At 45.3% G+C, this 25,439-nt stretch carries 20 protein-coding genes; 2 read left to right on the top strand and 18 right to left on the bottom strand.

The window, feature by feature from the left end:
- Nucleotides 1-39: 39 nt before the first annotated feature.
- Nucleotides 40-1,515, bottom strand: coding sequence for a hypothetical protein (locus R3D00_21445; protein ID MEZ4775759.1), 1,476 nt, complete (start codon nt 1,513-1,515; stop codon nt 40-42).
- A 198-nt stretch (nt 1,516-1,713) separates the two neighbouring features.
- Here R3D00_21445 and R3D00_21440 point away from each other — a divergent pair, with 198 nt between their 5' ends.
- Nucleotides 1,714-4,461 carry a T9SS type A sorting domain-containing protein gene (locus tag R3D00_21440; GenBank protein ID MEZ4775758.1) on the top strand — a complete coding sequence of 916 codons (2,748 nt, stop codon included), beginning with the start codon at nt 1,714-1,716 and terminating at the stop codon, nt 4,459-4,461.
- Here the strand turns inward: R3D00_21440 and R3D00_21435 are convergent.
- The 16 genes from R3D00_21435 to R3D00_21360 form a co-directional block, all read right to left on the bottom strand.
- Nucleotides 4,444-6,246: a T9SS type A sorting domain-containing protein gene (locus R3D00_21435; GenBank protein MEZ4775757.1), complete on the bottom strand. Its 1,803-nt coding sequence runs from the start codon at nt 6,244-6,246 to the stop codon at nt 4,444-4,446. The genes R3D00_21440 and R3D00_21435 overlap by 18 nt on opposite strands.
- A gap of 101 nt (nt 6,247-6,347) precedes the next feature.
- Nucleotides 6,348-7,634 carry a pyruvate dehydrogenase complex dihydrolipoamide acetyltransferase gene (locus tag R3D00_21430; protein MEZ4775756.1) on the bottom strand — a complete coding sequence of 429 codons (1,287 nt, stop codon included), beginning with the start codon at nt 7,632-7,634 and terminating at the stop codon, nt 6,348-6,350.
- Nucleotides 7,635-7,705: 71 nt separating this feature from the next.
- On the bottom strand, nt 7,706-7,987 hold the full coding sequence (locus R3D00_21425) for a DUF2118 domain-containing protein (GenBank protein MEZ4775755.1): 282 nt from the start codon (nt 7,985-7,987) through the stop codon (nt 7,706-7,708).
- A 282-nt stretch (nt 7,988-8,269) separates the two neighbouring features.
- A complete protein-coding gene (locus R3D00_21420) occupies nt 8,270-8,485 on the bottom strand; it encodes a hypothetical protein (GenBank protein ID MEZ4775754.1) in 216 nt (71 codons plus the stop codon).
- Nucleotides 8,486-8,580: 95 nt separating this feature from the next.
- Nucleotides 8,581-9,282, bottom strand: coding sequence for a hypothetical protein (locus R3D00_21415; protein ID MEZ4775753.1), 702 nt, complete (start codon nt 9,280-9,282; stop codon nt 8,581-8,583).
- A gap of 3 nt (nt 9,283-9,285) precedes the next feature.
- Complete coding sequence (locus R3D00_21410) at nt 9,286-10,413, bottom strand: hypothetical protein (protein ID MEZ4775752.1); 1,128 nt, start codon at nt 10,411-10,413, stop codon at nt 9,286-9,288.
- A gap of 168 nt (nt 10,414-10,581) precedes the next feature.
- The gene (locus R3D00_21405) at nt 10,582-11,220 is read right to left on the bottom strand and encodes a hypothetical protein (GenBank protein MEZ4775751.1); all 639 of its coding nucleotides are present in this window, start codon (nt 11,218-11,220) and stop codon (nt 10,582-10,584) included.
- 14 nt (nt 11,221-11,234) lie between these two features.
- Nucleotides 11,235-12,272: a hypothetical protein gene (locus R3D00_21400; protein MEZ4775750.1), complete on the bottom strand. Its 1,038-nt coding sequence runs from the start codon at nt 12,270-12,272 to the stop codon at nt 11,235-11,237.
- A gap of 887 nt (nt 12,273-13,159) precedes the next feature.
- On the bottom strand, nt 13,160-13,426 hold the full coding sequence (locus R3D00_21395; GenBank protein ID MEZ4775749.1) for an addiction module protein: 267 nt from the start codon (nt 13,424-13,426) through the stop codon (nt 13,160-13,162).
- Nucleotides 13,427-13,658: 232 nt separating this feature from the next.
- The gene (locus R3D00_21390; GenBank protein MEZ4775748.1) at nt 13,659-14,288 is read right to left on the bottom strand and encodes a hypothetical protein; all 630 of its coding nucleotides are present in this window, start codon (nt 14,286-14,288) and stop codon (nt 13,659-13,661) included.
- 197 nt (nt 14,289-14,485) lie between these two features.
- The gene (locus R3D00_21385) at nt 14,486-15,157 is read right to left on the bottom strand and encodes an RHS repeat-associated core domain-containing protein (protein ID MEZ4775747.1); all 672 of its coding nucleotides are present in this window, start codon (nt 15,155-15,157) and stop codon (nt 14,486-14,488) included.
- A 309-nt stretch (nt 15,158-15,466) separates the two neighbouring features.
- Entirely contained in the window at nt 15,467-16,807 is a 1,341-nt protein-coding gene (locus tag R3D00_21380) for a Gfo/Idh/MocA family oxidoreductase (GenBank protein ID MEZ4775746.1), read from the bottom strand.
- Nucleotides 16,808-16,922: 115 nt separating this feature from the next.
- Complete coding sequence (locus R3D00_21375; protein ID MEZ4775745.1) at nt 16,923-18,443, bottom strand: SusD/RagB family nutrient-binding outer membrane lipoprotein; 1,521 nt, start codon at nt 18,441-18,443, stop codon at nt 16,923-16,925.
- A gap of 11 nt (nt 18,444-18,454) precedes the next feature.
- Nucleotides 18,455-22,030 (bottom strand): SusC/RagA family TonB-linked outer membrane protein, encoded by a 3,576-nt coding sequence (locus R3D00_21370; protein ID MEZ4775744.1) that lies wholly within the window; start codon nt 22,028-22,030, stop codon nt 18,455-18,457.
- A gap of 78 nt (nt 22,031-22,108) precedes the next feature.
- On the bottom strand, nt 22,109-23,131 hold the full coding sequence (locus tag R3D00_21365) for a FecR domain-containing protein (GenBank protein ID MEZ4775743.1): 1,023 nt from the start codon (nt 23,129-23,131) through the stop codon (nt 22,109-22,111).
- Between the two features lie 95 nt (nt 23,132-23,226).
- A complete protein-coding gene (locus R3D00_21360) occupies nt 23,227-23,820 on the bottom strand; it encodes a sigma-70 family RNA polymerase sigma factor (protein ID MEZ4775742.1) in 594 nt (197 codons plus the stop codon).
- A gap of 186 nt (nt 23,821-24,006) precedes the next feature.
- On the opposite strand from R3D00_21360, the gene R3D00_21355 reads away from it, so the two are divergent.
- Nucleotides 24,007-24,252 carry a DUF3820 family protein gene (locus R3D00_21355; protein ID MEZ4775741.1) on the top strand — a complete coding sequence of 82 codons (246 nt, stop codon included), beginning with the start codon at nt 24,007-24,009 and terminating at the stop codon, nt 24,250-24,252.
- A gap of 3 nt (nt 24,253-24,255) precedes the next feature.
- On the opposite strand, the gene R3D00_21350 is transcribed toward R3D00_21355, so the two are convergent.
- Nucleotides 24,256-25,413, bottom strand: coding sequence for a cellulase family glycosylhydrolase (locus R3D00_21350; protein ID MEZ4775740.1), 1,158 nt, complete (start codon nt 25,411-25,413; stop codon nt 24,256-24,258).
- Nucleotides 25,414-25,439: the final 26 nt, after the last annotated feature.

The raw sequence follows: 25,439 nt of genomic DNA, 5'->3' as shown, positions 1-25,439 counted from the left end.
ATAAAAAAATTTCAACAATCATTCAGCATTTCTATTTGCTCAATCATTTTCACAGATATCTTTTACCATTTTTACAAGCCAGTTGATGTTTGCGACTTCACGTACGGAAAGAATCTCCTGAACGAGTGAATGGACTGATTCTTCCAGTGATTCGCGGCTCATAGAAATCTGCTCATTGCGCAGCCGATGTGCTTTTCGGGTAAACCGGATCAGGTTTTTGTGAACGGTTCGCTGATAGGCTGATATCGTACGGTTTCGGTCAAGGAATATCCGGAAGGTATCCAGCAGAGACTCCAGCGCGAGGTCTTCTTCCATCTCAAAATAAATTTTCAACATCATCGCTTTTGCACTGAGATGGTAATAAACATCGGTAAAATTTACCTGATTGAGTAGCGGGAGCGCCTGGTGATACTGGCGCCGTTCGTAGTGATAAGCCGCAAGGTTATAGGTAAATGCATTTTCCCTGTATTCAGTAGAAAGATGGTCTCTGTATTCAAATAAAAATTTCCATACCCAGTCAAATGCCTCCATCCGCAGCCCGACCGTGATGATATTTTTGTATTTCCGGTGGTCGAGGTGCCCGTTTTCTATCAGCAGATTCTGATCCATCAAATCCTGAAAAAGGCCAAAGAGATGCGCCTGATATTCGGCCTGCCCCTGGTTGATCATTTTGATGCAAAAATTCTGGGCATGCGCATACAATTCGTTGACTTCCTCGCGGGGAATATGTGCGGAGGATTGTTTCAGCAGATGCACCAGTTTCGGGTAATTTTCCCCCGGACTTTCGGCTGTCAGAATCAGAAACACCAGATAATAGCCATTGACAGAGGGAATTTCCAGAAAATGGGCTGGTACAGCATCCAGAAAAGCACGAAGCGGTGCAAGGACAGAGTCACCGGGTTCTGTCTGGACAATATTGGCGCGGTTGAGCCATTCGCAGGTAAAACGCAACCGCGCTGAAAGATAAGCGATATCCAATGAGGAAAATAAATCGGGCAAATGGCGATCGGTCTCGCGTTTTTGCTGCTGCCCAAACAACATCACGGCTTCCTGCTGGATCCGGTATTTTGTCAGAAAATAATCCGTTCCGCCAAAAGGGTGTTTGTCCCATTCTTTTACTTTTCGGCGGTAGAGGCGGTCAAACTGGTTTTCCAGATTTTTTGCAGAAAAAGAATTCAGCAGCAGACGCTGATATTCTTCCGGGTTTTCATCTAAAGTGCGCTGAACAAAAAAGTTTTCCAGCAAACGGGTAAGAAAGGAAAAATGGTCATATACCTGCTGTTCCTGAAAAACGGCGTCTTCCCCGTAAAGAATCGCATACACCTTTCTGCGATCAGGAAAGTGAGTATCAAAATCATTGCGGATATCATATAAAAACTCAGCGAGGTGGACCAGACGTTCGTTGCGGTTAAACCAGGGAGACCGAACAAAGACCACGAAATCCCGAAATTCCTTTTCAGTAAGGGTACGCAGCAATTGAATGATCCGGGAGGATTTGATTTCTTCTTTGGGCATATTTTTTCGGCAACCTAACAGGTTAGTGGATTCAGAAATAATTTCATAATTAACTAACTATCAGATATATATATAAATAAACAAAAACAAATAATTCAGAATATACACATAAAGTTCTTTATATCTGCAAAAGAATGTTAGATTTTGTATCCTGAATTTACCATCAACCGGTTTACCACCGATTCAAATATTTCTACCATGAAATTTGTTTACCTAACCCGTGGATTTTTTTTACTGCTTCTTTTTATGTCTTATCTACGTGTGGACGCCACACATTTTAAAGGAGCAAATATTACCTATGAATGTACTTCTGCCTGTACCTACCGGATTATCGTTACTGAATATTATGATTGTTCAGGGATCATCGCATCTCCTTTATCGATCAATGGGGCTTTCGGAATCACCGGTACAGGAGGCTGTGCAACTCCTTCTCCGTTAAATACCTGGCAGTTGATCGCTCAAACCGATGTAACGCCGCTATGTGCCGGGATGGTTGCATTAAATACCTGTGGATCGAGCCCCAACCCGCTTTATCCAGGGGTAACAGAATTGCAGTTTTACCGGGACTACAACTTCTGCAATTCGGGAAGCTGTACCTCATTTACGCTCAGCTATTCCAACTGCTGCCGAAATGGCGCTATCCTAAACCTCAACAATCCGAATACTCATAGTGCGTATATTACTTCCACCATCCTGAATCCCTCGATATGCAATCAATCGCCTGCATTTATTGACCCTTCACCGATTTTTCTTCAGGCGGGTCAACAGGCGCATATCAGTTTGGCTGCTACGGACTCTGACGGAGACTCTCTGGTATACCTGCTTTCCTCCTGCTATGACAATGCAGGCACTGCGATTCCGTACAATCCTTCTTTCTCTGCTACTCAGCCGATGGGCACAAACTGGAACGTAGCGCTTGACCCGGGTACAGGTGATGTAAGTTTTACCCCCGTTGCCGGATCCATTGGAGAATATGCACTCTGCTATACGGTCTATGAATACCGCAATGGGGCTCCTATCGGGACTTACGAGCGCGACCTGAGCATTAGTGTTTTTCCATCGGCGACCGGTGCTAATGCGGTTCCCTACATACTCCCCTCCGGCTCGACTGCACCTGCTCCTGTGGGGGGGGCTTACTTGAGCGGCTATACGCTTCAGGCTTATGTCAATGTACCGCTTCAGTTTCGGATTGATGGTTTTGATCCTAATGCCGGAGATATCATTTCCATGATGTGGAACGGTTCCTTACCCGGTGCAACTTTTACCGATGCATCTAATCCGGCTATTACGGATAGTGTCTCAGGCCTTACCCCACAGGCCTTTCTCAACTGGACACCTACTGCTGTGGGTAGATACAGTTTTAAAGTAAGCCTCTCTGATTCTGTATGTTACGTTTCAGAACTGGCAGAATACACATTCGTCATCGATGTAGATAGTTGTCAGGCAGTAGCCGATGCGGGCCCTTATCAGTTTATTTGCAATGGGCAATCTGTCATCATTGGTACACCTGCAATCCCCGGATATTCCTATCAGTGGATCCCTTCAGCAGGTCTGAACAACGACACAATCGCGCAACCAACGGCATCTCCGATTTCCTTACCCAGCACCACCACTTACCAGGTAACAGCATCTCTGCCTTCGGGTTGCAGTGCCTCTGCCATTACGGTAGTCACCTTCTATGGCCCTTCAGGCGTTTCGGTTTCTGCACCTGATTCTATTTGCCATAATGATACGGCGACGATTCAGGCAGTTCTGCCAACGAGCCCGTCGTTTACGCTTACCTGGGACTTCGACGGAGGTACGGTACTATCAGGAACGGGAGCAGGCCCTTATGATGTTGTATGGGCTTCAGCCGGAACAAAAACGATCCTTCTGGTCGCAGATGACGGCACATGTGCGGACACGGTCTATTCATCTATCATGGTAAAAAATGACTGTGTATGGCCCGGTGATGCTGATTATGATGGTGTTGCCGATAATTTTGATCTTCTGGCGATCGGCCTGTCTTATGGTTCTACCGGTCCGGCGCGCCCCAATGCTTCGCTGACCTGGGAAGCACAAGTAGCAGGGCCGTGGAATGATACACTGCCCGGAGGCGTAAACTATGTCCACTCTGACACAGACGGCAATGGGGTGATCAACGACGATGATACACTGGCCATTTCCCTCAACTATGGCCTTACGCACAACAAAACCGAAGGTGGCGAAAGGGGCGGCCCCGGTGATCCGCCGTTGCTCATTCTGCCGCAGATTGATTCGGCGCTCGTAGGTGATACGCTTTTTCTGCCTGTATTTCTGGGAGTAGACAGCATCCCAGCCAATAATGTGTACGGACTTGCCTTCACCATCACCTACGATCAGACGCTTGTTGACTCTGCTTCGGCTTCTATCAACTTTGCAAACGGCTGGATGGGAACGCAGGGAACCAATCTTCTGGGGCTGCAAAAAGACTTTTTCTCCAATGGACAAATTGATGTCGCACTGACCCGCAACGATCATATGAATGTCAGCGGCTTCGGGCAGATTGCCGTGCTCAGTATTGTGATGGTAGATGATATTTCCGGGAAAAATAACCTGTACGAAACCCTGAATCTTGAGATCAGCAACTTTAAAGTCATTGGGGCGAATGGAGAAGTGATTCCGGTAAATCCACTTCCTGCACAGATTGTGGTGTATCAGCCGGAAAGTACAGGACTCGACAACCTCTACAATCAGGGTTTACATATTTACCCTAACCCCACATCAGGGATCGTAACCATTGAACTGGAAAAATCAGCTGCCTTTACTGTGGATTTGTTTGATATGAAAGGGAAAGCCATTCATCGTCTTTCTACCCGAAATGATCATCTGGTTATGGATGTGAGTGAACTTCCCGCCGGGCTGTATATCCTTTCGGTAGAAAGTGAAGGCAGACGAATGGTGAAGAAACTACAAGTGGTTCACTAATTTCCGAACAAACCGCTGCTCACCGAAAATTACTTCGAGCGCATAAATTCCTCCCGGTAAACCTGGATCAATATCGACCCTGATCTGGTGTTTACCGGGAGTTATCATTAATACCTTTTCTTTTATGGTTTTTCCGGAAATGCTGCTCAGGCGAATACGCAACTGGGAAGTGGTTGCAGACCGGATTTCAAGGTCAATGCTGCCGGAAAACGGATTAGGAAATACATTTTCCAATACAAAATCGCCGACGGGTTCTGGATCCATCGCCGTAGTTGTCCTTACCGTATCTGTATTACAAACCGTCAGGTATTCCCCCGAAAGAAACCGCTGTGCCGCCGCATTTGTTCCTTCTCCGGGTGTGCCTGGCAGTCCGATAAGCGGTGTTTTTCCCAAAAACAGCGTCTGATAGTAAGAAGTGTCATTCAGTTCTTCGGTTCCAGCAGGCTGGACCACGCCGCGAATATGGTTTCCATATAAAAAATGGCCATTTCCCCCAATCAGAAAATTGCCCATAAAGGTGCCAAAGTTTGTGGTCTCATTGCCCACCAGGATTTGGTCATTCGTAGCGACCTGACTTCCATCCAGATTGATGAGGCTGATTCCATACAATGTTGCCCGGTTGCGGAAAAACATATTCCCCGGCCCTGCCCCTCCCCAGAAGTGATCGGTAATCATATTGCTGACAATATTTCCCTCAAAGAGATTGGCATAGGGAAAATGCCCGTGAAGGGAAATGTCGCCGGAAAGGTCATGGGGCGACTCGCTTCGGTAAGGATCAGTGGAATAGTTATAGGCAAATACATTTCCATTTGCGCCCTGCTTGACCATCATAGCGTGGCGAAGATGCCGGAAAATATTATCCTCCACGAGTACGCGGTTGGTATGTTGAATCAACGTAACCCCATAGCCATGAGTTCCTGCGCCATCGTAGGCGACAGACTCATGGAAATAACTTCCGGAAATTTTTATTTCGGAGCTCGCATCTGCCATGATATGACTGCCAATACTCATGCTGCTCTCAACCCCTTTCACCCAACAACGGTTGGCGTAGTTGAAATGAATATTGTAAACCGGGGCAACAGCGGGTGTATCTGTACGGGAAATGGACAGACATTCGATGCCTACGTAGTGACGAGGCGTAATCGGGCGGATTTCGGGGTATAGCCCCGGGAAAAAATCAGTGCGAAGTGGCTGGTCAAGGATCAGCGCCGAGTCATTGGTTCCGGCGATTCGGGCAAATTGTCCCATACAATATTGCGCCCATGCTGCGGGTTTGACGTCCCAGGCACCATTGGTCTGGCGAATTTCGATATAAGTACCCGGCGGATATTTGGCGAAGGAAGAGACAGGAATCAGGGAGGTTCCTCTCGGGCAGAAAACCTTGACGCTGTCAAAAGCAGGCTGGTTGAGGTTACCAATAAAAAAGCAGTCTCCGGCCATTCCCCCCAGATCAAACACAAGCCGGGTGGAATCAGCCCCTGCGCCGCGGATAATACAACTGTCGGGAAGGCTAATGGTCGATTGAAAGGTGTACACCCCCGGAGGAAACAAGATGACACCCAGCCGGCCTTCGAGACTTTCTACTGCCCGGTTAAACGATTTGGTCCAATCTGCAGGGTCATTTTCACCAATATTAAAATCTGCAACAGAGACTATATTTTCGGGGTTGGGTATTTTTCCCGGAAAGCCCGCGGAAAACCAGTCATAAGTCAGAGAGTCAGGTACAACCTGTGCCTGAAGGCTGTACAGAAAGGATAGGGCAAAAAGAAGGAAAAATGTTTTCACGGGAAAGAACATTAGATAAAAAGAAACGCATGCTTTGATCTTTGCAAATCAACACATGCGTTTCCAGTAAATCCAATGTTTTACTATAAAAAGCCAACATCTCAGACCAGCATTCTCACCGGATCTTCGAGCAGGTTTTTAAGTGTTACGAGGAATTCTGAGCCAGAAGCACCGTCAACGACCCGGTGATCGCAGGACAGTGTAACTTTCATCATATTACCTACGACGATTTGGCCGTCTTTTACGATAGGCTTTTGGATGATACCACCGATAGCCAGGATACAAGCATCAGGCGGGTTAATGATGGCAGTAAAATCTTCAATACCGTACATTCCGAGATTAGAAACTGTAAAGGTATTGCCTTCCCAGTCCTGAGGCTGAAGTTTGCGTTCACGGGCCATGGTAGCCAGTTGGCGGGACTCTGTAGCGATCATTGCGAGGCCTTTGGAATCGGCGAAGCGGATAACCGGGACAAGGAGCCCTTCTTCAACTGCGACAGCCATACCAATGTGAATATGCTGGTTGTAGCGGATTTTTTCACCCAGCCACGCAGCATTCACTTTGGGGTGTTGTCTCAGGGCAGTTGCGACCGCCTTGATGACCATATCATTAAAGGAAATTTTTACCGGAGAAATCTCGTTGAGGCCTTTTCTGGCTTCTACAGATTTGTCCATATTTATCTCCATGGTGAGATAGAAATGCGGGGCGGTAAATTTGCTTTCGCTGAGGCGGCGTGCAATGGTTTTACGCATCTGCGAAACGCGCACTTCCTCATATTTTTCAACGCCGGCCACAACGGTTGTGTACATTGGCATTGAGCTGCCATTGTCAGAAGGCGAAGCGGGTGCCTTGAAGTTTTCAATATCTTTTTTGACGATCCGTCCATTATCACCGGAGCCAGAAACCTGAGAAAGATCAATTCCCTTGTCTTTCGCCATGGCTTTTGCCAGCGGTGAAGCTTTGACCCGGCTGTCCTCTGAGGCGACCACGACGGGTGCAGCCACAGGCTGTACCTGTACTACCGGAGCAGCTGTTTCCTGAGGTGTGGATACTACGGGCGGAGTTTCAGGCTTTGACTCTGCTACAGGCGCAGCGGATTCTACCGGCTGACTGTCCTGAAAGCCAGAAACAAGCGCAGAAACATCTTCTCCCTGTTTTCCGATAATTGCCAACAAAGCTCCAACAGGGATGCCGTTTCCTTCTTCTACTCCCACATACAACAAAACACCATCAAAAAAGGATTCAAGATCCATGGTAGCTTTATCGGTTTCCACTTCTGCGAGAAGATCGCCATTGGAAACGCTATCTCCTACTTTTTTGTGCCAGGCAGCGATGACTCCTTCTGTCATGGTATCGCTCAACCGGGGCATCTTGATTAATTCAGCCATGTATATTCTGTATGATTTTAGATTTGGGCATTCAAAGTTAGATATTCCTGCGCAAATGTAAAATCATTCGGCTATATTTCATCGTATTCTATCATCTTCGGGGAAAAAACTTCTCCTTTTCCGCCAATGACCGCTATCACAGCACCCGAGGGAATGACACTTCCCACTTCCCCACATAGATACATGACAAACCCATCCGTTGCAGACACAATTTCCAGGTCTGCTTTATCGGTTTCTACTTCGGCAATCATATCGCCATTGGAAACGCGGTCTCCCACTCTTTTATGCCAGGCAATGATACTCCCCTCTTTGATTATTTCACTCAACCTGGGCATACGGATTATTTCAGCCATGTTCAAAGATTTTATATTGCGCTGTTTTGCGCCGTGGGCGCTGGTTTTATGGGGAAATCAGACCGGCGCGGCGTTGGCTAAGGTAACGATTTTAAATAATTAATTAACAGAGTTATGCGAGTACAATCTCCAATCCCACAGCTCCATCGGATACAAAACTCCCGATGAAGTTGAAGAACTTTTAAAGCAGGATTTTTACTTTAGACCTGTTGTGGCTTGGGGGGAGAGGACAATCCGACATAAATTCGAGGGCTTCTTCCGACGATTCAACGCTCCATCCACTCATGATACCCGCTTACGCACTTCCGCCCAAAATTCTGCTTCGGAGTAATACCGGACTTTCCCCCCGGTCAGCTTCTGTTGAAACTTTTCCAACTCGGCATCATGCCCGTCTTCCTCCCGTTTTTCCTCTTCCTGGATGCTCAGCAGGATTTGCATGGCTATTTTCAGACGTGCAGACTTGGAAAGTGCCAGGATTTGATCCACCAGTTCAGGCATAGTTATTTTGTTTTGTGATATACAAGGTGCGAAATTTTACTGAAAGGTGATCGCTTCTTTATTGTCTTTCATCAGGTTGCCGAGGGCGCTACCAATCAAATATTTTCTACCCCACACTTATCAAGAAACTTTGTAAGACTTTGGGAGATTTCACCATAATCACCCTCTGAAATACCTTCCAGGACATATTTTAAAATCCGAATATCTTCTTCGCTTGGTACTCCATTTTCACAAGAAATCCCAAACTCTAATAGAAAAAGAAGAAAATTTTCATAATATATCAAACCTTCTTTAGGATTGGGAGCAAGCGCCTTTCCATAAAAGTGAGATAAAGCAATGATATCACTTCTAAATTTGGGGCGAAGAAAGTTCTGAGAAATAAAATCGTCATAAACCCTAACGGAACTTCTCATATTAGAAAAGTATTCAAGTTCACGGATTGAAGCACCTGATCGCAGAACCCTGTTATCATGCCGAAATATAAATACTATGGAGTCAAGATTGTTATTTTTACGTGGATTCAAACAGTTATTTTTCCAAAAAAAGAAGGATACTTCGTTATAGAAATCCCAATCTGCTACCCGGAAAGTATCAGTTAAGGAATATTCTATTTTCCGGGGAAGTAGTTTTATGCTATCCAATACAAGGAATGGAATTTCTATATCACAGGAAAAACCAGGGTTCAGCAATATATATCCTTTTGCAGGTTGGTGGCGGCACCCCCCCGAAAATGTAACTATTAATGCAGAAGATAAAAAAATTAAAACCTGTTGTATACTCTTTATATGATCTTTCATAAGCTATTTGATGGTTTTTGCAGTATCTAATTTGTGATCCAAAAGATATTTTGTCCCATTTATATTGCCGTCCAAATGCATCTCATATGCTCTTTTTTGGGAGTCGATAGCAGGCTGTACTGTTATATTGCTAAAGTTCAATGGGAATTTACTATCACTATAAGACCCTCCAATCCCAGGTGATCCGAATTGTATAAAGCCCATATTTATGCTATAAACTTGACTTCTTGCATATACGGGCAGGGCTTCCATACCCGGAAGGTATCCGGTAATATTCAGGGCTTTACCGCCAATTCCATAGTTCCGACCAAACGAAATTCCTATGGATTGGGCATCGGTTAGGGTTTCGGTTACACTGCTATTTTTGATTTGTTGGAAATTCATAAAACCCAATCCTACATTAAAGTCCACACCGGGAGTTGTTGCCTGTAATCCGGCAGAATATATGAGAAGGGATCGGCCATATTCCCAAACATTCGGATTCTGAATCGGGTGCGTTCGGAATAGAGCTCCACTTGCCCCCACTCCATAACCGCCACTTAGTTCCATTGCACCGATATGCACTCCATCAATATTTGCCTCCTGCCAGCCGGAGTTTTCTACAGGTTTCACCGCACTGACACTATATGTCCCTATAAATAATTCATCCTCTACATTCATATTTAACCGGGTATAGGCAGAATTGGATTTCTCCCACTTATTCTCCTGAATATGATCAAAGTACTGGGGATTTTGTTGAACGATAGATTCCCAATTGATGAAAACCCCGTTCAATTTCAAATCATTTGCAATCTGAGTAGGCCCCTGACCTTTCATTACATTATAATAAATCCCACCGTCACGGGTATATTTAGGCTCCGCCCCCTCCAACTCCACCGCATCCAGCACCCGGTTGCCCGAAAACGCATACGGACTGTAAAAAGGATATTTTGGTGCCAACGGATCCACACTCAAAAACCGCCCCAGCCGCGCATCCTCGACGCGGTACTTGTAGGAAACGGCGTTGCCTGTGCCGTAGATTTCATTGTCCTGCTCCTGCGATTGAAACCCAAACCTATACTCCCCCAAGTTACAGAACGCCCCGGCATCGCCGAGCCAAAGGGGAAGTCCCGGAAGGGATGCCTTCGGCATAATCCTGCACACTCAACATCTCGGCCTCATACCCGCGATGAAAAACGAAACCGGCCCGACGCCGTCTAAGGTAACACTTTTAAAAAATCATTTGACACAGTTACGAGGGCACGATCACATCTTCTCAGCCGTTCACTTAGTTCTTTCATCTTTTATACTATGGCACAGTTACAGGATCTCTACCTCATAAATAAATTCATAAAATGTTTTCAAATGTTCAATATTGCCATGTTGGTAATTATTATCTAGCAGGAATTTTAATTGCCATAAGAAAATCTTCTCAAGATCATCTCTGTTCAATAATTTTGCGACCGTCAAGCCTCTAAAAAACCCACTTAAGGTCTCATTATGGTATTTATCATTCCTTAACTTTTTGCTTTCATATGGTAAACTATTAAGCAAGTGGTTTAATGATGAAAAACTTGAATAGCTTTCAAAGTAAGGAATCGCAAATTTTTGAAAAATACCTAGAAGCCTATCCTTAGCAAAGTTTATTTCATCTGAATTCAGGATATAAAACTTATAGTCTTCTGTCTTCACTAATAATTCTCCTGTATGAATGAAAACTGTATCTAATTCCCTATCTGGAGGTCTATTATAAAAAAGATCTATTACTTTTTCAACTAATTCAAATCGGATTCCATAGTCACAACTAACTCTAGCACCATCAGACATAGAAGAAATATGAAACCTAAACTCTCCAAGTTCAAACACTCTGGTGAATAGGGATTGATCTTCCACAAAATAAAAGTTCTTCTTTTTTAAATCAATACCTAGACTTTTTATCAATATTTCAAGGTTTGACATATTGCTCAGTGTTATTATTCTGTATGATAAATATCTAATTTTTTAGTATAAGGCGTAATGTTCTTATCAGTCAGGTCTCCAAATATTTCTTTTGCTTTTTTTCCATATGGGATGATCTCATTCCCAGCTTTAAAAGCATTAATGATAGCTTCTTGATTAGGTGAAATGGGACTACCACCAGTTTTCATTTCCAAGAGGGTGAATTGGTCTCCTTTTCTAGCAATCCCGTCAAATATTGATACAATTGTCTTACCATCAACTATAGTTTTCAGATAAACCTCATCAACAACTTGATCATATTTCCCTGAACTAATCAGTCTTTCAATCATACGATCTTTGAAACTATTCCCTCTTTGGTTGTTAATTAAAACTTGAGGAATATCATCTACCTGATTCTTCAGAGAGGCAACTTCATCTATCTGCAAGGTCCTCGCCTGATTTATCGTCGACAGTTTGTTCCCACCACTTCCTGAAGACACATTTGGTGCCATCTCTGATAATAGAGGACTGAGAACAAGTATTATATTAATTGTTGCTTCCGTCTCTTCAAATCTATCTCCCGAAGTTAATTGCTTGCTTAAATGAATATAGGGCCCAAAAAGAGGATTTTGCTCCCAATATTCCAATGTTGTGGGATCCGTTTCTGGAAGATCGAAGTTTGCGTTTTGATAGATAGTCAGGCCTAGTCCTTTGACTCCAATTTCCAGGGGTGATACAAAAGTACTAATGGTAGCCCCTCCTTCGATTACCTTATTTTGCAGGAACTTACTATTTGTCTTTTCGAATACCGTTTTACCCAGTGCTTCCGACTGTGCTTTTAGAAAGGCACGTGTTTCTTCCAGCCCTTCGAGTTCTCGATAGGCAATGATTTTGTTCCCCGAAAACGCATACGGGCTGTAAAAAGGATACTTAGGTGACAGCGGATCCACACTCAAAAACCGCCCCAGCCGCGTTTCTTCGACACGGTACTTGTAGGAAACGGCGTTGCCTGTGCCGTAGATTTCATTGTCCGTTTCCCTTCGATGTCGCTCAGGGCATCGCCTGATTTCCACCCGAGGCGGACAGGCTGGAACCCAAACCCCAGATTCAAAGAACGCTGGTCGAGCTATCCCACTGGCCCTCTTTCTTGAGAAACGGGGGAAAGCCGCGATGGGCTAAAGTAAGGATTTTTTTGCAATGGGGAAGGGGACAGTTGTAGCATAACTGTCCAACGGGCGCAAACCAAATTGTCGCACCTACGCCCGAGGCGTAACCCCGTAGAAAAAAAAAGGGAGGCCAGGCCTGTGGGCTACAAACCTTTGACCTCTCCGAGGTCTTGCCTAACGGCAAAACCCGGGGATGGCACCCAATACAAAGCTCCCCTTTTGAGGTCTTACCTAGTGACAAAACTTAATACAAACATCTTTTTTGGCGTTTTTCCGGCGAAGCCGGGACTCCGGAGGAGTCGAATGTTTGTAGTCTGCCGGCTTCCCCTTTTTATTTCCTACCTCGTTGCGCGCCGAAGCGCGCAACCCTACCTCTCCGAAGGAGAATCTTTTTTTCCCCGGACACCTGAATCGCCGAGTACCCCCTCGGGCCGGAATCTTCCCGATCTCCGCGACAATTTGGTTTGCGCCCCTGTCCAACCCGCTTTTGCCTTACTCCCGATCCTGCCAAATCTGCGTACTTCTCCGGTTGTTAAAAACCGAAATGATTCTGACCATTTCTCCGTCAAAATCATAGTAGATACAATAAGTCTTATGGAAAGGTTTATCCAAAAGAATTCGATAGCGTCCATTTATAACCGACTCATACCGGGTAGGATGGGTAAGGATTTTATCAATGGCTTCATCTATCCGAAGATTAAATAAATCGCCATACCCTTTCCGGCTTGCTTAGAGATACGCAATCGCATCCAGCACTTCCTGGCGTGCTTCGGGATGGATCGTAAACAAATATTTCATGAATTACGCATTGACCGCAATTCAGTCAGAAAATCTTCTCCCGGAACACCTTTGACTTTCCCCAAACGGAGCTCTTCCGAACGCCGATCCAGTTCCGCCATAAATTCCTCGGTTTCCCAGGGCATTTGTTCATCAGCAACCGTAGGGTGAATCTCTTCCGGCGCTATCCCACGAAGAATGGTAAGCGCAATCCGAATCCGCTGGAAAATCGGCAGCGAACCAATCAGCGAAAGTATTTGTTGTTCTTTCTGTTCGTAGGTCATAGTGCCAATATACGTAAAAGTCAGGAGAATACGCCGTTTTTATCTTCAAAATTACCCTTTTGAAAAAGCATTTCAGGTAAGAAGTGAGCCCGGTTTTCCGGAGTTTAGGGATGAGGTGGCTGACTTTTTAGGGAGGGGGTTAAAATTATCTGTGATGATTGCTGCTTTTCAGCTGATGCATTGGAGAGGAACAGAACCCCTTTGTGGTAACCTGTGGTGAATCTATCTATTGTCAAGGGATAGGAATCTGAAATTCTTTTGTGAGAGTGGGAGGCATTAAGCAGGAAGATAAAGGGTCTCCTGGCTCAATAAGTATATTGCCATCTAGGGTAAATTCTATCTGGAAACAAACTTCATGATAAGTACCAATAAACTTTATTTGGCGGGTATTCTCATCCCAGTCATCGATTAAAGCCAGAGGAGGAATAAGGGTTGAGTAGATGGTTTTAATAGTTATATCATTTTCCTTAGTAATGGACTCTAAACCTGAATAAAATAGAAATAGCACATTCCCTGTCGAATCATACAAATAATGAGGGGTTGGGGTAGAGTAAATAGAAGATTCTTGTGGTGGAAGAGAAATTACGTGCATTTTTATCTCTTGCAAATTTGTTTTTGTTATGCAAACAGCGAAAACTTTTTCATTGGGAAATTTCTTGGAACAGTTAACTAATGTATTTTTCAAAATATCCTTCAAAGGTAGTTCATAAAGCCTATTTTCCTGATAATGGCTTTTTTTACCTACTACAATTTTCATCCAGATTAAGGAACTAGTTGTACCAAATAAGATTAAAATTATGGCACCTATAAAACGTAGTTTCTTCTCACGTTTTATTCGTCTGATAAATATCCAGTTATTCATGGTTTAAATGCTTTAAGGATGGGTATTAATTTCAGATTTCCCTCAAGCAAATTTTCACGAGTAAACCGGGCATCCCATGGCCAGTTTATATATCCTTTTGTCGTGCCATGTGCTCCTCGCACGGTTTTATGCGCCATTTTCTCAAGTGTTGGATAAGGATGATTATCTTCAATAATGAAAAAGGGAGTATTAGGCGTCTAAAAAGTAAAAGTACTGATATCCGCACTGGAAAAACCTACATTCCCAAGAGGATTATGAGTATGAATTGTGCCTAAAACTCGATCATGAAACGTTTTTTCAGAATTCTTCAAATAAACACTTTGGTTCACTCTAAGAAATTCGTAATTATATTCTTCTACATAAGATCTGCCTTCTAAATTTAGATAAGAAGGTAATACCAAAACCCCACTCGAAAACATAACCGCCATATTTTCTCTTTTCTCCTTATTAGCAAATGTCCAGATTCGTTTATAGGCGGATGTCTCATTTGTGAAAAAGATAGAGCCATCAGCATGATAGTTTTCTGTGCCCGTTTGGGTCTTCCTCGTTAAGGTCTCTCCTTCGTAAAACTGCCCGTCAGAAAGATCATTTTGATTCTTGACTTTGGGATCATATACCAAAATTCCGTCCCAATCAGTGTACCAACCCTTTTCAACCGAGTTGCCAGTTGGATCAATAAAATTGAGCGGATTTCCTAGCACAAAAATAAAAGGGCTCCACGAGACATACTGGTCAGCGAGAGCATCCATACTCCACCACCTTCCCAGCCTTGAATCATACACCCGCGCCCCAAAATCCAGGCTATTCCCCTCCCCGGAAATCTCCCCATCCGATTCCATCCCATTAAACCCAAACCGATAATCCCCCAAGTTACAGAACGCCCCGGCATCGCCGAGCCAAAGGGAAAGTAATCCTGCACACTCAACACCTCCGCCGCATACGAGGCGATGTAAAAGACCCCGTTGTTGTTGTCTAAGATAACGCTTTTTTTACACTTAGCTGGTGGTCTAAATTTGTCGAGGTATTATAATTATCTGGCGCTGACTGACGTTGACCCAGGAGAGCCCATAGGTCGAAAAGATATTACCCGTTGGGCGGGTATCGTAGAGGCAGAAAATTTGCTGATCCTACCTTTATTTGAAAAATTCGGCGTTATTGAGGCAGAAAATTTTCTGCCTCTACTCCGGCAAACTCCAACCGTTATGGTATTGGGGGTGAATGAGTTGATTGGCTTCGCTGTCGTTGATAAACTCTCCTTTGGCGGCATCCCAGTACAGTTTGCGGCCGGTTTTGTAGGAGATATTGCCCATTTGAGCGTTGATAGCGGCGACGCTTCCCGAAGCTATTGGTGTGCGCAAAATCGACGGATCGTTCTTTTTTACCGCCTCCACAAAGTTTTGGGTGTGAAGGTCGAGATAGTTGAGCGTATCGGGTTTTTTGTAGGGGGCGATTTTTTCCATTTTGTCTTTTCCCCATCCGCTATAACCTTTGGCCTCACGCTCGGGAATTACCTCATATCCCTGCCTGTCCACCACCAGCGTCCCATTGTTTCCGATAAATGCAATCCCTTCCCGGCGATTGTATGGGCCATTGTCAATGCCGGTGGCGTGTTCCCACAGCATGGCGAAGTCTTGATACTGAAATACTGTCTGAAGGGTATCTGGCGTTTCGGAGGCATCGTCGGGGTAGGCAAATTTCCCTCCGGAAGCCATAACAGAAATGGGTGCAACGGCCTCCATTGCATACAGGGCAATGTCAATTTCGTGTACGCCCCAGTCGGTCATGAGTCCGCCGGCATAATCCCAAAACCAACGGAAGTTGAAGTGAAACCGGTTGGGGTTAAATGGTCGTTTGGTTGCAGGCCCGAGCCAGAAATCATAATCCACCCCTTTGGGTACTTCGCTGTCTGGTAGTACAGGTACGGGTTTCATCCATCCCTGGTAAGCCCAGACTTTGACCAGGCGGATTTTGCCCAGCTTGCCGGAACGAACAATATCAATTGCTTCGCGGTAATGAGGCCCACTTCGTTGCCACTGCCCTACCTGAACAATTTTACCAGTTTCTTTTGCAGCATTTACCATCCGACGGCACTCTTCGATAGAATTGGCCAGCGGTTTTTCTACATATACATGTTTGCCCGACCTTACGGCATCTATCATGATTTTGCAATGCCAGTGATCGGGCGTACCAATGATGACAGCGTCCACGTCAGGGTTTTTGAGCAGTTCGCGGTAATCGCCGTAGGTTTTAGGTTTGTTTTTGCGGAGTTTACTGTAGTCATCCAGCCGGGAAGAAACGACATTCTGATCCACATCACAGATCGCTACAAGGTCCACCTCCTCCATTTTGAGGATAGAGCGGGTATTGCTCCAGCCCATACCATTACAGCCAATAACACCGACCTGCAACCGTTCGTTGGGAGAAATAATAGTTTGGGCTGCCTGCATGACGGAAGGTGCCAAAACAATGCTCCCTGCCCCTGCGGCAGCGGATTTATAGATAAATGTTCTTCTTTTCATCGTAGTATGTCCTTTATGCTAAGGTAAACTATTCATTGTAAAATCACCACAAAAAAAGCCCCGGTTCAGAAAAACTGACCGGGACAGGGAAAGGATCCAATGTAGTTAGTGAAATCTATTTATCCCACCAGACTTTTGTGTCGAGGTCGTCTGCGCCCATTCTGCTGATAGCTTGCTGGACGTTTGCACTGTTGACAGAAATTTCTGAGTTGGGATAGGTAAGTCTTCGGATAAAGTCTCCTTTGATGTCCTTGCCGGGAAATGGATTAGGCGAAAGGGTAGGAAAACCAGATCTTCTGAAGTTGGCAAATGCTTCAGGGCCATTGAGGAAAGATGCCACCCAATACTGCGTGTTGATCAGTTCGAGGCCATTTGCGGCTGAATAAGGGTTGGCGGCCAGGTAAGTATCAATCGCACCGGGATCAATTGTGGAACCGGAACCATAAGCACTCAACTGTTCCATGTGGGCCTTAATGCCGTTGGCATAGAACTGCGCAGCATCTCCTGCAATCCATCCCCGCTGGGCAGCTTCGGCAAGCAGAAGCTGGGTCTGGGCATAAGTAACCAGAAACATCGGGGCGGAGGTTTTGGTCATCCGTGTACGGTCAACCTGACTGAAGTCATAGAAGCTGGCGAGGCCAAGATTAGTCGCAACACCTTTGATGGTATTGTTGTCGTGGCCCATAGGCATTCCGATCTGAACCGCCGGGTCGCTCGATGCTCTTGCCGCATTTTGTTCAGGGCCAGAAGTTGCGCCTACATAACGAACCGCAATGGCAGCCAGACGCGGGTCATCGTTATTTTTGAGGTAGTTGACAAAGGGTTCGGTCAGGTAGAAGTTGTTGGCTTCAGATCCGTTCAGTGTCGCACCCTGAGCATTGAGGTAATTGTTGTCATGGCGAACGACACAATTGTCAGAATTGTTTTCCATCACCCCCCCCTGAAATGCAGCAGAAGCAATTTGCTGGGCGAGGGCGGCATCCGCTTTGCTCAGTCGCATACCGGCTCTGAGAAGCAGTGAATAACCCAATTTCTTCCATTGAGCCACGTTGCCCCCATACATAACATCAGCCGTTGCCAGCGTCTTGTTGGCATCCAGGGCTGCAGTAGCTTCACGGAGTTCTTTGATGATATCCGTATAGATTGCCTGCTGCGAGTCATAGCTGGGGAATGTAACCTGTGCGGTATACCCTTTTCCACCTTCAGAATATGGAATATCCCCGTACGTATCGGTCAATACCATAAAAGCAAATGCCTGCCAGATACGGGCCATGTTGGTCAGGTTACTGAGCGAAGGATCATCCTGGGTTTGGGCAATGACATCACGTGTATTGCGGACCACCGAGCGATAAAAACGCTGCCATACCTCCTGGGTCGCATTGCGGTTGTCCTGATTGTAATTGGCTCCGGTCAAAACCCCTGAGTTGGGGGAAATCATCTGCTGTACAATCCCAATATCATATATCAATGCTCCATTCGGGAAAGATGAATTGATGATGGCATTATTGAGAATAAAGTTGGGATTGATTTCCGTAGGTGAGATTTTATTTACGTTCAGTTCATCAAACCCCTGATCGCAGGAGGTTGCCAACGTTAATAAAACCGTAATCAATATATAAGAAATAATATTTTTCATTGTTGTTCTCGTTAGAATTTAACGTTTAAGTTGAAGCCCAGACTACGGGTTGAAGGAAGGCCTGTAGATTCCAGTCCTACGAGGTTGTCAGAGCTGTAGCCAAAAGTTTCCGGGTCAATATTATCTACCCATTTTTTCAGCATCAGCACATTGTTGGCTACAAAGCTCAAGCGTGCAGACTTGAGTGGGAAATCTGAAGGGAATAATTCGGCCAGATCATACCCCGCCGTAATCTGACGTAGTTTCCAGTAACCCCCATTGTAGATAATGGGTTCTACGAGCGCCTGAGAACGAACAACTTCCCAGTAAGGCTGCACTCCGGCAACTACTGTATTTACTTCGCCATTTTCATTTACGCCATCCCCAATCACACCACCTTCTCTGCCTTCGAGCGTCATCTTATGCAAGCCATGACGAACTGCGTTGAAGTTGGTACCAGACATCATCATATTGCCAAGTTTGAAGTCGATCAGGAAAGAGAAGTTGAAGCCCTTAACCAGGAAGGCATTGTTGATACCTCCAACCCATTTGGGCAGTGCGCTACCAAATGAGATCAGGTCAGGCGTACGAAGCGCAATTCCATTGGCACCAAAAATCTGACGGCCTTGTGCGTCTCTTCTGAAACCAAATCCATAAAGCTGCCCCATTTCCTCACCTACAACCTGACGCAATTCACCGTTGAATACGTGAACCCCAACGGTAATACGCTCGCCGGGAGTATCTGTCAACAGGCTCAATACTTTGGTAATGTTGTAGGATCCGTTAAATGTGATATCCCAACGGAAATCTCCGGATTTTACAGGCACGATATTGATCAGACCTTCAATACCCTGATTGCGGCTTCTTCCGCTATTGATCAGGGTGTTGACAAACCCCGAACCATCAGAAATTTCAGCAGAAACGATCTGGTCTGTCGTAATTTTCCGGTAAACGGCCATGTCAATGCCTAACCGATTGTCAAACATCTTCAACTCCAATCCCAGTTCAGTTTCAGCCGTACGCATCGGTCTCAGGTTTGGGTTGGGTAAAGTATTTCCAACTGACCCGCCTACAGGCTGTAAAGAGCCTGAAGCATTTCCAAACAGGTTGGCATTGATATTATAAAACAATACGTCAGAATATGGCGCAACGTCGGTGTCACTACCCACTTCTGCATAAGCCGCCCTGATTTTACCAAATGTGAGCCATGAAGGAGTGGAACCAAAAGATTCGGAGAATACATAACTACCCGAAACAGACGGATACATAATGCTGCGGTTTTCAGGTGCCAGAGTGGAAAACCAGTCATTGCGAAGGGTACCGCTTACATACAGAAAATCCTTATAGGAAAAGTCCGCAGAACCATAGACAGAGTTGACCGCTCTTTCAGAAAGGCTATACAGCGGATCCTTTACCCGTCCGTTGGTGACTGTGTAAAGTCCACGAACGACAAAGTCCGTAACCTGTACACTGTTGAGGTCAGAACGGCGATACATTCGGTTTCCACCTGCGGTAAGGTCAACGCCAAAGTCTCCGAAAGTTTTGTTGGCTGTGATTAAGATGTCAGAGTTGATCTCCCTGAATCTCCGTGAATCCTGAGTATACACACCGTTGACAAACCCTGCGGGTGCCGGAGCGCGGGAAGCCTGGCCAGTAGGATAGTTGTTGTAATCCTGGTCGCGTGACCAATAGTCCTGTCCCACACGTCCCTGTATGGAAAGCCATGGCAATAAGTCGTATTTTACCGAGATATTACCAAAAAGCCTGTCACGGGTGATATTCTGGAATTGTTCGGCAAGCGTGAAGTACGGATTAGTACGGTTGCGGAAACGGGAGTAAACGAACTCATTGCCATTAGCATCATATTTTTTTTCATCCAACAGATCGAGCGGCATGGAGTTGGCCATATTGGAAAGTGCTGTAGGAATGGAGTTATCCTGCTCTGCCACAACGGGCGGATTTTGATTGAACTCGTTGGAGTAGTTGATGTTACCTGCAAAACTGAGTTTTTCACTCAACTCCTGGCTGAAGCCCAGGTTAATGGTTTTCCGGTTATAGGAGTTGTTGGGAACAATACCTTTGCTGTCGAGATTAGACATAGAAAGATTAAATCCGCCTTTGTCATTTCCGGCTGAAAGCGCAATGGTGTTGGTCAGGTTTTGACCGTTGCGGTAGAAGGTTCTGATCCGGTCGTAAACGGGTTCGTAAGGCACTGTTACGCCATCAAACAAAACCTGCGTCATACCTGGCTGAAATTTTTCGCCAAATGACCATTGGCCGGAAGTAGGGTTGGCTGCTGTAGGGCGTACGCCGTTTTCACCCTGACCATACTCATACTGATAGTCGGTGAAGTCGAGCGGGGTTTCGTTGGTGTAGTTGAGGTTGTAGGATACCCCGATACCTTGTCCCGAACCTCTGGTTTTGGTTGTGATCATAATGACCCCATCTTTGGCGCGTGAGCCATAAAGGGCAGCGGCAGCAGCTCCTTTAAGAATGGTCATACTTTCGATATCGTCAGGGTTAATACTGGACAGACCATCACCACCGTCAGAAGTATTACCACCACCTCTTACGCCCAGAGAGTTGTCAGAGGCCCTGTTACCCGGATTGGTACCGAAGTTGGTATTGTCAATGGGCACACCGTTGATAACGATGAGCGGATTGTTTTGACCCGAAATAGAAGACTGACCGCGAATACGGATTTTTGAAGTTCCCGCCGGACCTGTTCCCAGGCCAGAGATGTTCACGCCGGCAACTTTTCCCTGAAGCGCATTCATGAAGTTGGGGGTACGGTTTACTGCAATCTGGTCTGCGTCAACATTGGTCGTAGCATATCCCAGTTTTTTAGATTCTTTTTTGATACCCAGCGCAGTGATCACTACTTCGTCAAGTGCTGCATCACTTTCTACGAGTGTGACGGCAATATCTGATCTGCCATTGATCGCTACTTCACTGGTCGCAAATCCTATATATGAAACGAGCAGGGTGGTAGCATCGTCAGGAACGCTAAGACTAAACCTGCCACGTTCGTCTGTAAGTGCCCCTTTGTTGAATCCTTTGGCGCGAACAGTAGCCCCGACCAACGGTTGGCCTGCGGCATCTGTAACTGTACCTGTAATGGTTTTATCAACCGGACTCAGCGTATAGACAGAGTGTGCAATCGTATTGATCCGCTGGATACTGTTTTTGCCTGCACGTTGTACATCAAGTCCGCCTTTTTCTTCAATATTCTGGATCTGCTGGAACTTCCTTTCCAGTTTTTTCAGATTTTTCGTACCTCTTTCATCGGCTTTATAGATAACATAATATTTACTTCCCAGAAATTTATAACCCAGCCCTGTATTGATCAATAAGCGGTTGATGGCAACTTCCAGTTTTTCTTCCGATTTGATTTCGAAATTCACAACCAGGCCTTCCAGTAACTCAGAATCGAAGGAAAAGATCACCTGATAGGTTTCACTCAGTTTTTCCAACACTTCAATCAGGGATCGATCCTGTAGTACAGATACATCTTTGGGGGGCGGTGTATCAGCCCAAAGGCTAACACTTAATCCTGGCAATAAGACCAGAATTGTAACCCATGTTTTGAGGAGTAGTTTTAATCGCATAATTTTGAAATGATTTACAAATGATAGTTAATTGTGAACGGGACAGGGGTAAAATGGCAGTTTTGCCCCTTGTCCTTTTTAGTTTATTACAAAATTCTTATTGTCGATTCTGATAATTTTTAACCCCAGCACACTTTCGACAGTGGCCAAAGCAATGGTCAAATCCTCCACTGGAATACCCATTGTCATTTTTCTTTCTTTCAGACTTTTGTCATTTAGCTGAATGGTTATTCCATAGATTTCCTCCATCTTATCGATGATTTCCGGGAAGGGGGTTTTATCAAACAACTGGATCCCCTCTTTCCATGAGCTGTGCAATTCGGCGTTGACTTTGGTTTGTATCAGGTGGTTGCCCTTAGGATCATAGTCCACCATATCGCCCGGAATCATAAATATCGGCTTCTCCACCTCACTGTTCAGCGTAAGTTGTATCTGACCTTCATTTAATACTACACGGGTTTTCTCTTTTCGGGTATTTACATTAAACTTTGTACCTAAAACCTGTACAACCAGATCATTGGCATGAACCAAAAACTTAGCTTGTGTTTCTGGTTTTTTGGTTACTTCAAAAAAAGCTTCTCCCTGCAACCATACACACCGGTTTTCTCTTATATCCCAATTTGAATAATAACCAATAGTCGAATGGGCATTCAGTCTGATCAAAGATCCGTCAGGTAAAGTCAGCCTCAACGTTTCTCCAAACGCAGTTTCGAATTCTTGATAACGTTGTCTCCCCTGATACCAATAAAAAGAGTATCCACATGCGACCAGCAGGATGATTACTGCTGCCCAGCGGAAAACAAACTTACGAGCCGGACGAAAAAGGGCTTTATATTGAGTATCTGTATGGATCTTCTCAAGTAGTTGTTTGTGTATTTCTGATTTTTCCCGCCTGTCAAGGGTGATACCTGAGAAAAAATCCCTGGATTTACGAACAATTTCAGCCGCTTCCTCCACCTCAGACCGGCTACCGGGGTATTCGGAAATAAATCCTTTCCAGAAGGTTTCATCCACAGGGTGGGGGTTGGAGACCCACCTGATGAAATCTTCATCACAGGCAAAATCATTGGCCAGAAAATCCTTATAATCCTCAAAATTCATCTCACAGCGATTGTGGTGGTTGATAATTTTCGGAGTCCGCTTTTGTACAAGTGCGCGCAGCAGGTAATTCCTAATCACTGACAGCAAAAAAAAAATCAGAAGGCGAAAATAAAGGCCATAAAAATGGTGGGAAGTATATGCCGGCGGTTAGGAATCATTTCTCTGAGCCGGTTCACTGCGCGAGAAAAAAGATTCCATGCAGCCTGTTGCTGGAGGCCCATGATTTCACCGATTTCATCGTAAGAAAGGTTCTGGTAATATTTCAGATAGATAATCTCTTTTTGTCTTTGAGGGAGGTGATTGATTTTATCTGCCATGTATTCACTAAGGAAATTATCCGCTTCATTCAGGATAATCTGCTCCTCCGTAGGCAGGTCAAAAAACTCATCTGCAGGATTATACATATAGCGGCGTTTTTCATCCTGTCTGACACGGCGAAGAACGATTCGTCTAAATGCTTTTAGTAAGTAATGATTGACTTTTTCCAGTTCTCCCAGTTGCTCCCTTCTTTTCCAAATGTCGAGAAATAGCTCCTGAATACAATCTTTAATCAATTCCCTGTCTTTTGCCAGCGCATATCCATAACTTAACAGCAGATCACTATATCTGAAAAATAATAGGGAAAAAGCCCTTTCATTTCCCTTTCGGAACTCATTCCATATTACCTGATCATTCGTTCTGGTATCCATGAGGGCCCGGATTGTAGTAGTCGTCGTAATGCTAAGTTCAGAACATTTAAGTTAATTAACATTTGGCTAATAGTCAAATAGAGTATTTCTACTTCTTTGTGGTTTTGGAAAATTCCTTTATCCTGCCTTGTTTTGTAAAGGTCAAAAATTTACCAACTGTTTTTCAGTAAATCGTTCTGTGGTATTATGCCCAGCCCTGACAATTTCCCCAATACACCCGATCCAAAGATTCTGATGGAACTGGTGACACACAAAATGCCCTTTGGCAAATATCAGGGCCGCCTGCTCTGCGACCTTCCCGTATTTTACCTGGAATGGTTTCACCGGGAAGGATTCCCTCCCGGCAAACTCGGCGCTCAACTGGCGACCCTGTACGAAATCAAAACCAATGGGCTCGATGAAATCCTTCACCGGCTCAAAAAGATGCGCTAACCGCTAGTATTTTTGCAACAGCGTCAGCAGTTTCCGGTCGAGTTTATGTCCCTGCCAATCTTCATAAGCTACGTCTGCCCGCCCGGAATCGATCAGGCCGAAGCTGCCTCTAAACTCCCATAAGGCGTAGCCAATATTGTTTTCCGTCAATATATCCAGCACATCCTCAAACCAGGCGAGAAAGACTTTGTGAGGGGTTTTGTTCCAGCACCCACATTCTCCGCAGTGTACGCCGACTCCTTTTTGTGCAAGCTCGATCCAGGGTTGGTACATGTCTTCGAGCATCTTCCGGCTCAGGTACTGATCCCCGACTTGTCCGGGCCATACAGGTTCGGGAAGGTTTTCGGTGTCTTTATATACCCAGGGCGCTTTATAGTGGGAAATAATCCCCGGATTGTATCCCCGGCAGCTTTGAGCGATATTGAGGTCCGTGATTTCGGGGATCACATCGCGCCCTACATTATTGCCGTCGGCAATGATAAAATGGTCAGGATTTACACTCCAGATTGCTTCTGCCGCTGCCTTCGCCACTTTTCGGTACACATCGCCCGGTACAGCGCTGCGTTTGGAGTGCTGGTCATTCATATCTTCCCGCATACTGGGCTCATTGAGCAGGTCAAAGCTGATTTTGTCGGGGGAAACATTTTTAAACCTTTTGGCCCAAAACTTCCAGTGCCAACAGAAATCGTCCTGGGCTTCCTGATCTTTCCACAGATTGTAGGGTTCATAAAAACCCGCATTCACACAGTAACCCGGCCCGCGGTGGAGATTGAGACTCACATGGAGGTTGTACTTATGCGCAAGATAGACCAGTTGTTCGATCTTGTCTGTAGCTTTCCGGTCAACCTTGCGGATTCGGTCGGTGGTGATGTTTTGTGTTCGGTCAAACTTCAGGTACGATGGATAGGCCATGGGAATCCGCACAAAATCAAATCCCCAGTCAGACATCCATTTGAAATACTCCTCACTCGTTCCATCGCGTGCAGTGGCAGGATCGGGAGAAAAGAAATCAAGCAGATTAAATCCTTTCCAGCGGGGAAGTTTGTTCTGTGGTCTGGAAAAAGAAGCGATAGCGGTTTGGCCGGCCAGCATCATACCGCCTGCCAGAATACCCGATTTCTTGAGAAAATCGCGGCGATCAGAGGAAAATTGATTGTCCATAGTAGTCAGATGTTTATCTTATACAG

This window comes from Bacteroidia bacterium, assembly GCA_041391665.1.
In the GTDB taxonomy this organism is placed as follows: Bacteria; Bacteroidota; Bacteroidia; order J057; family J057; genus JAGQVA01.
Note: the sequence above shows the minus strand (reverse complement) of the source record. Positions and strands in the feature narration are given on the sequence as shown.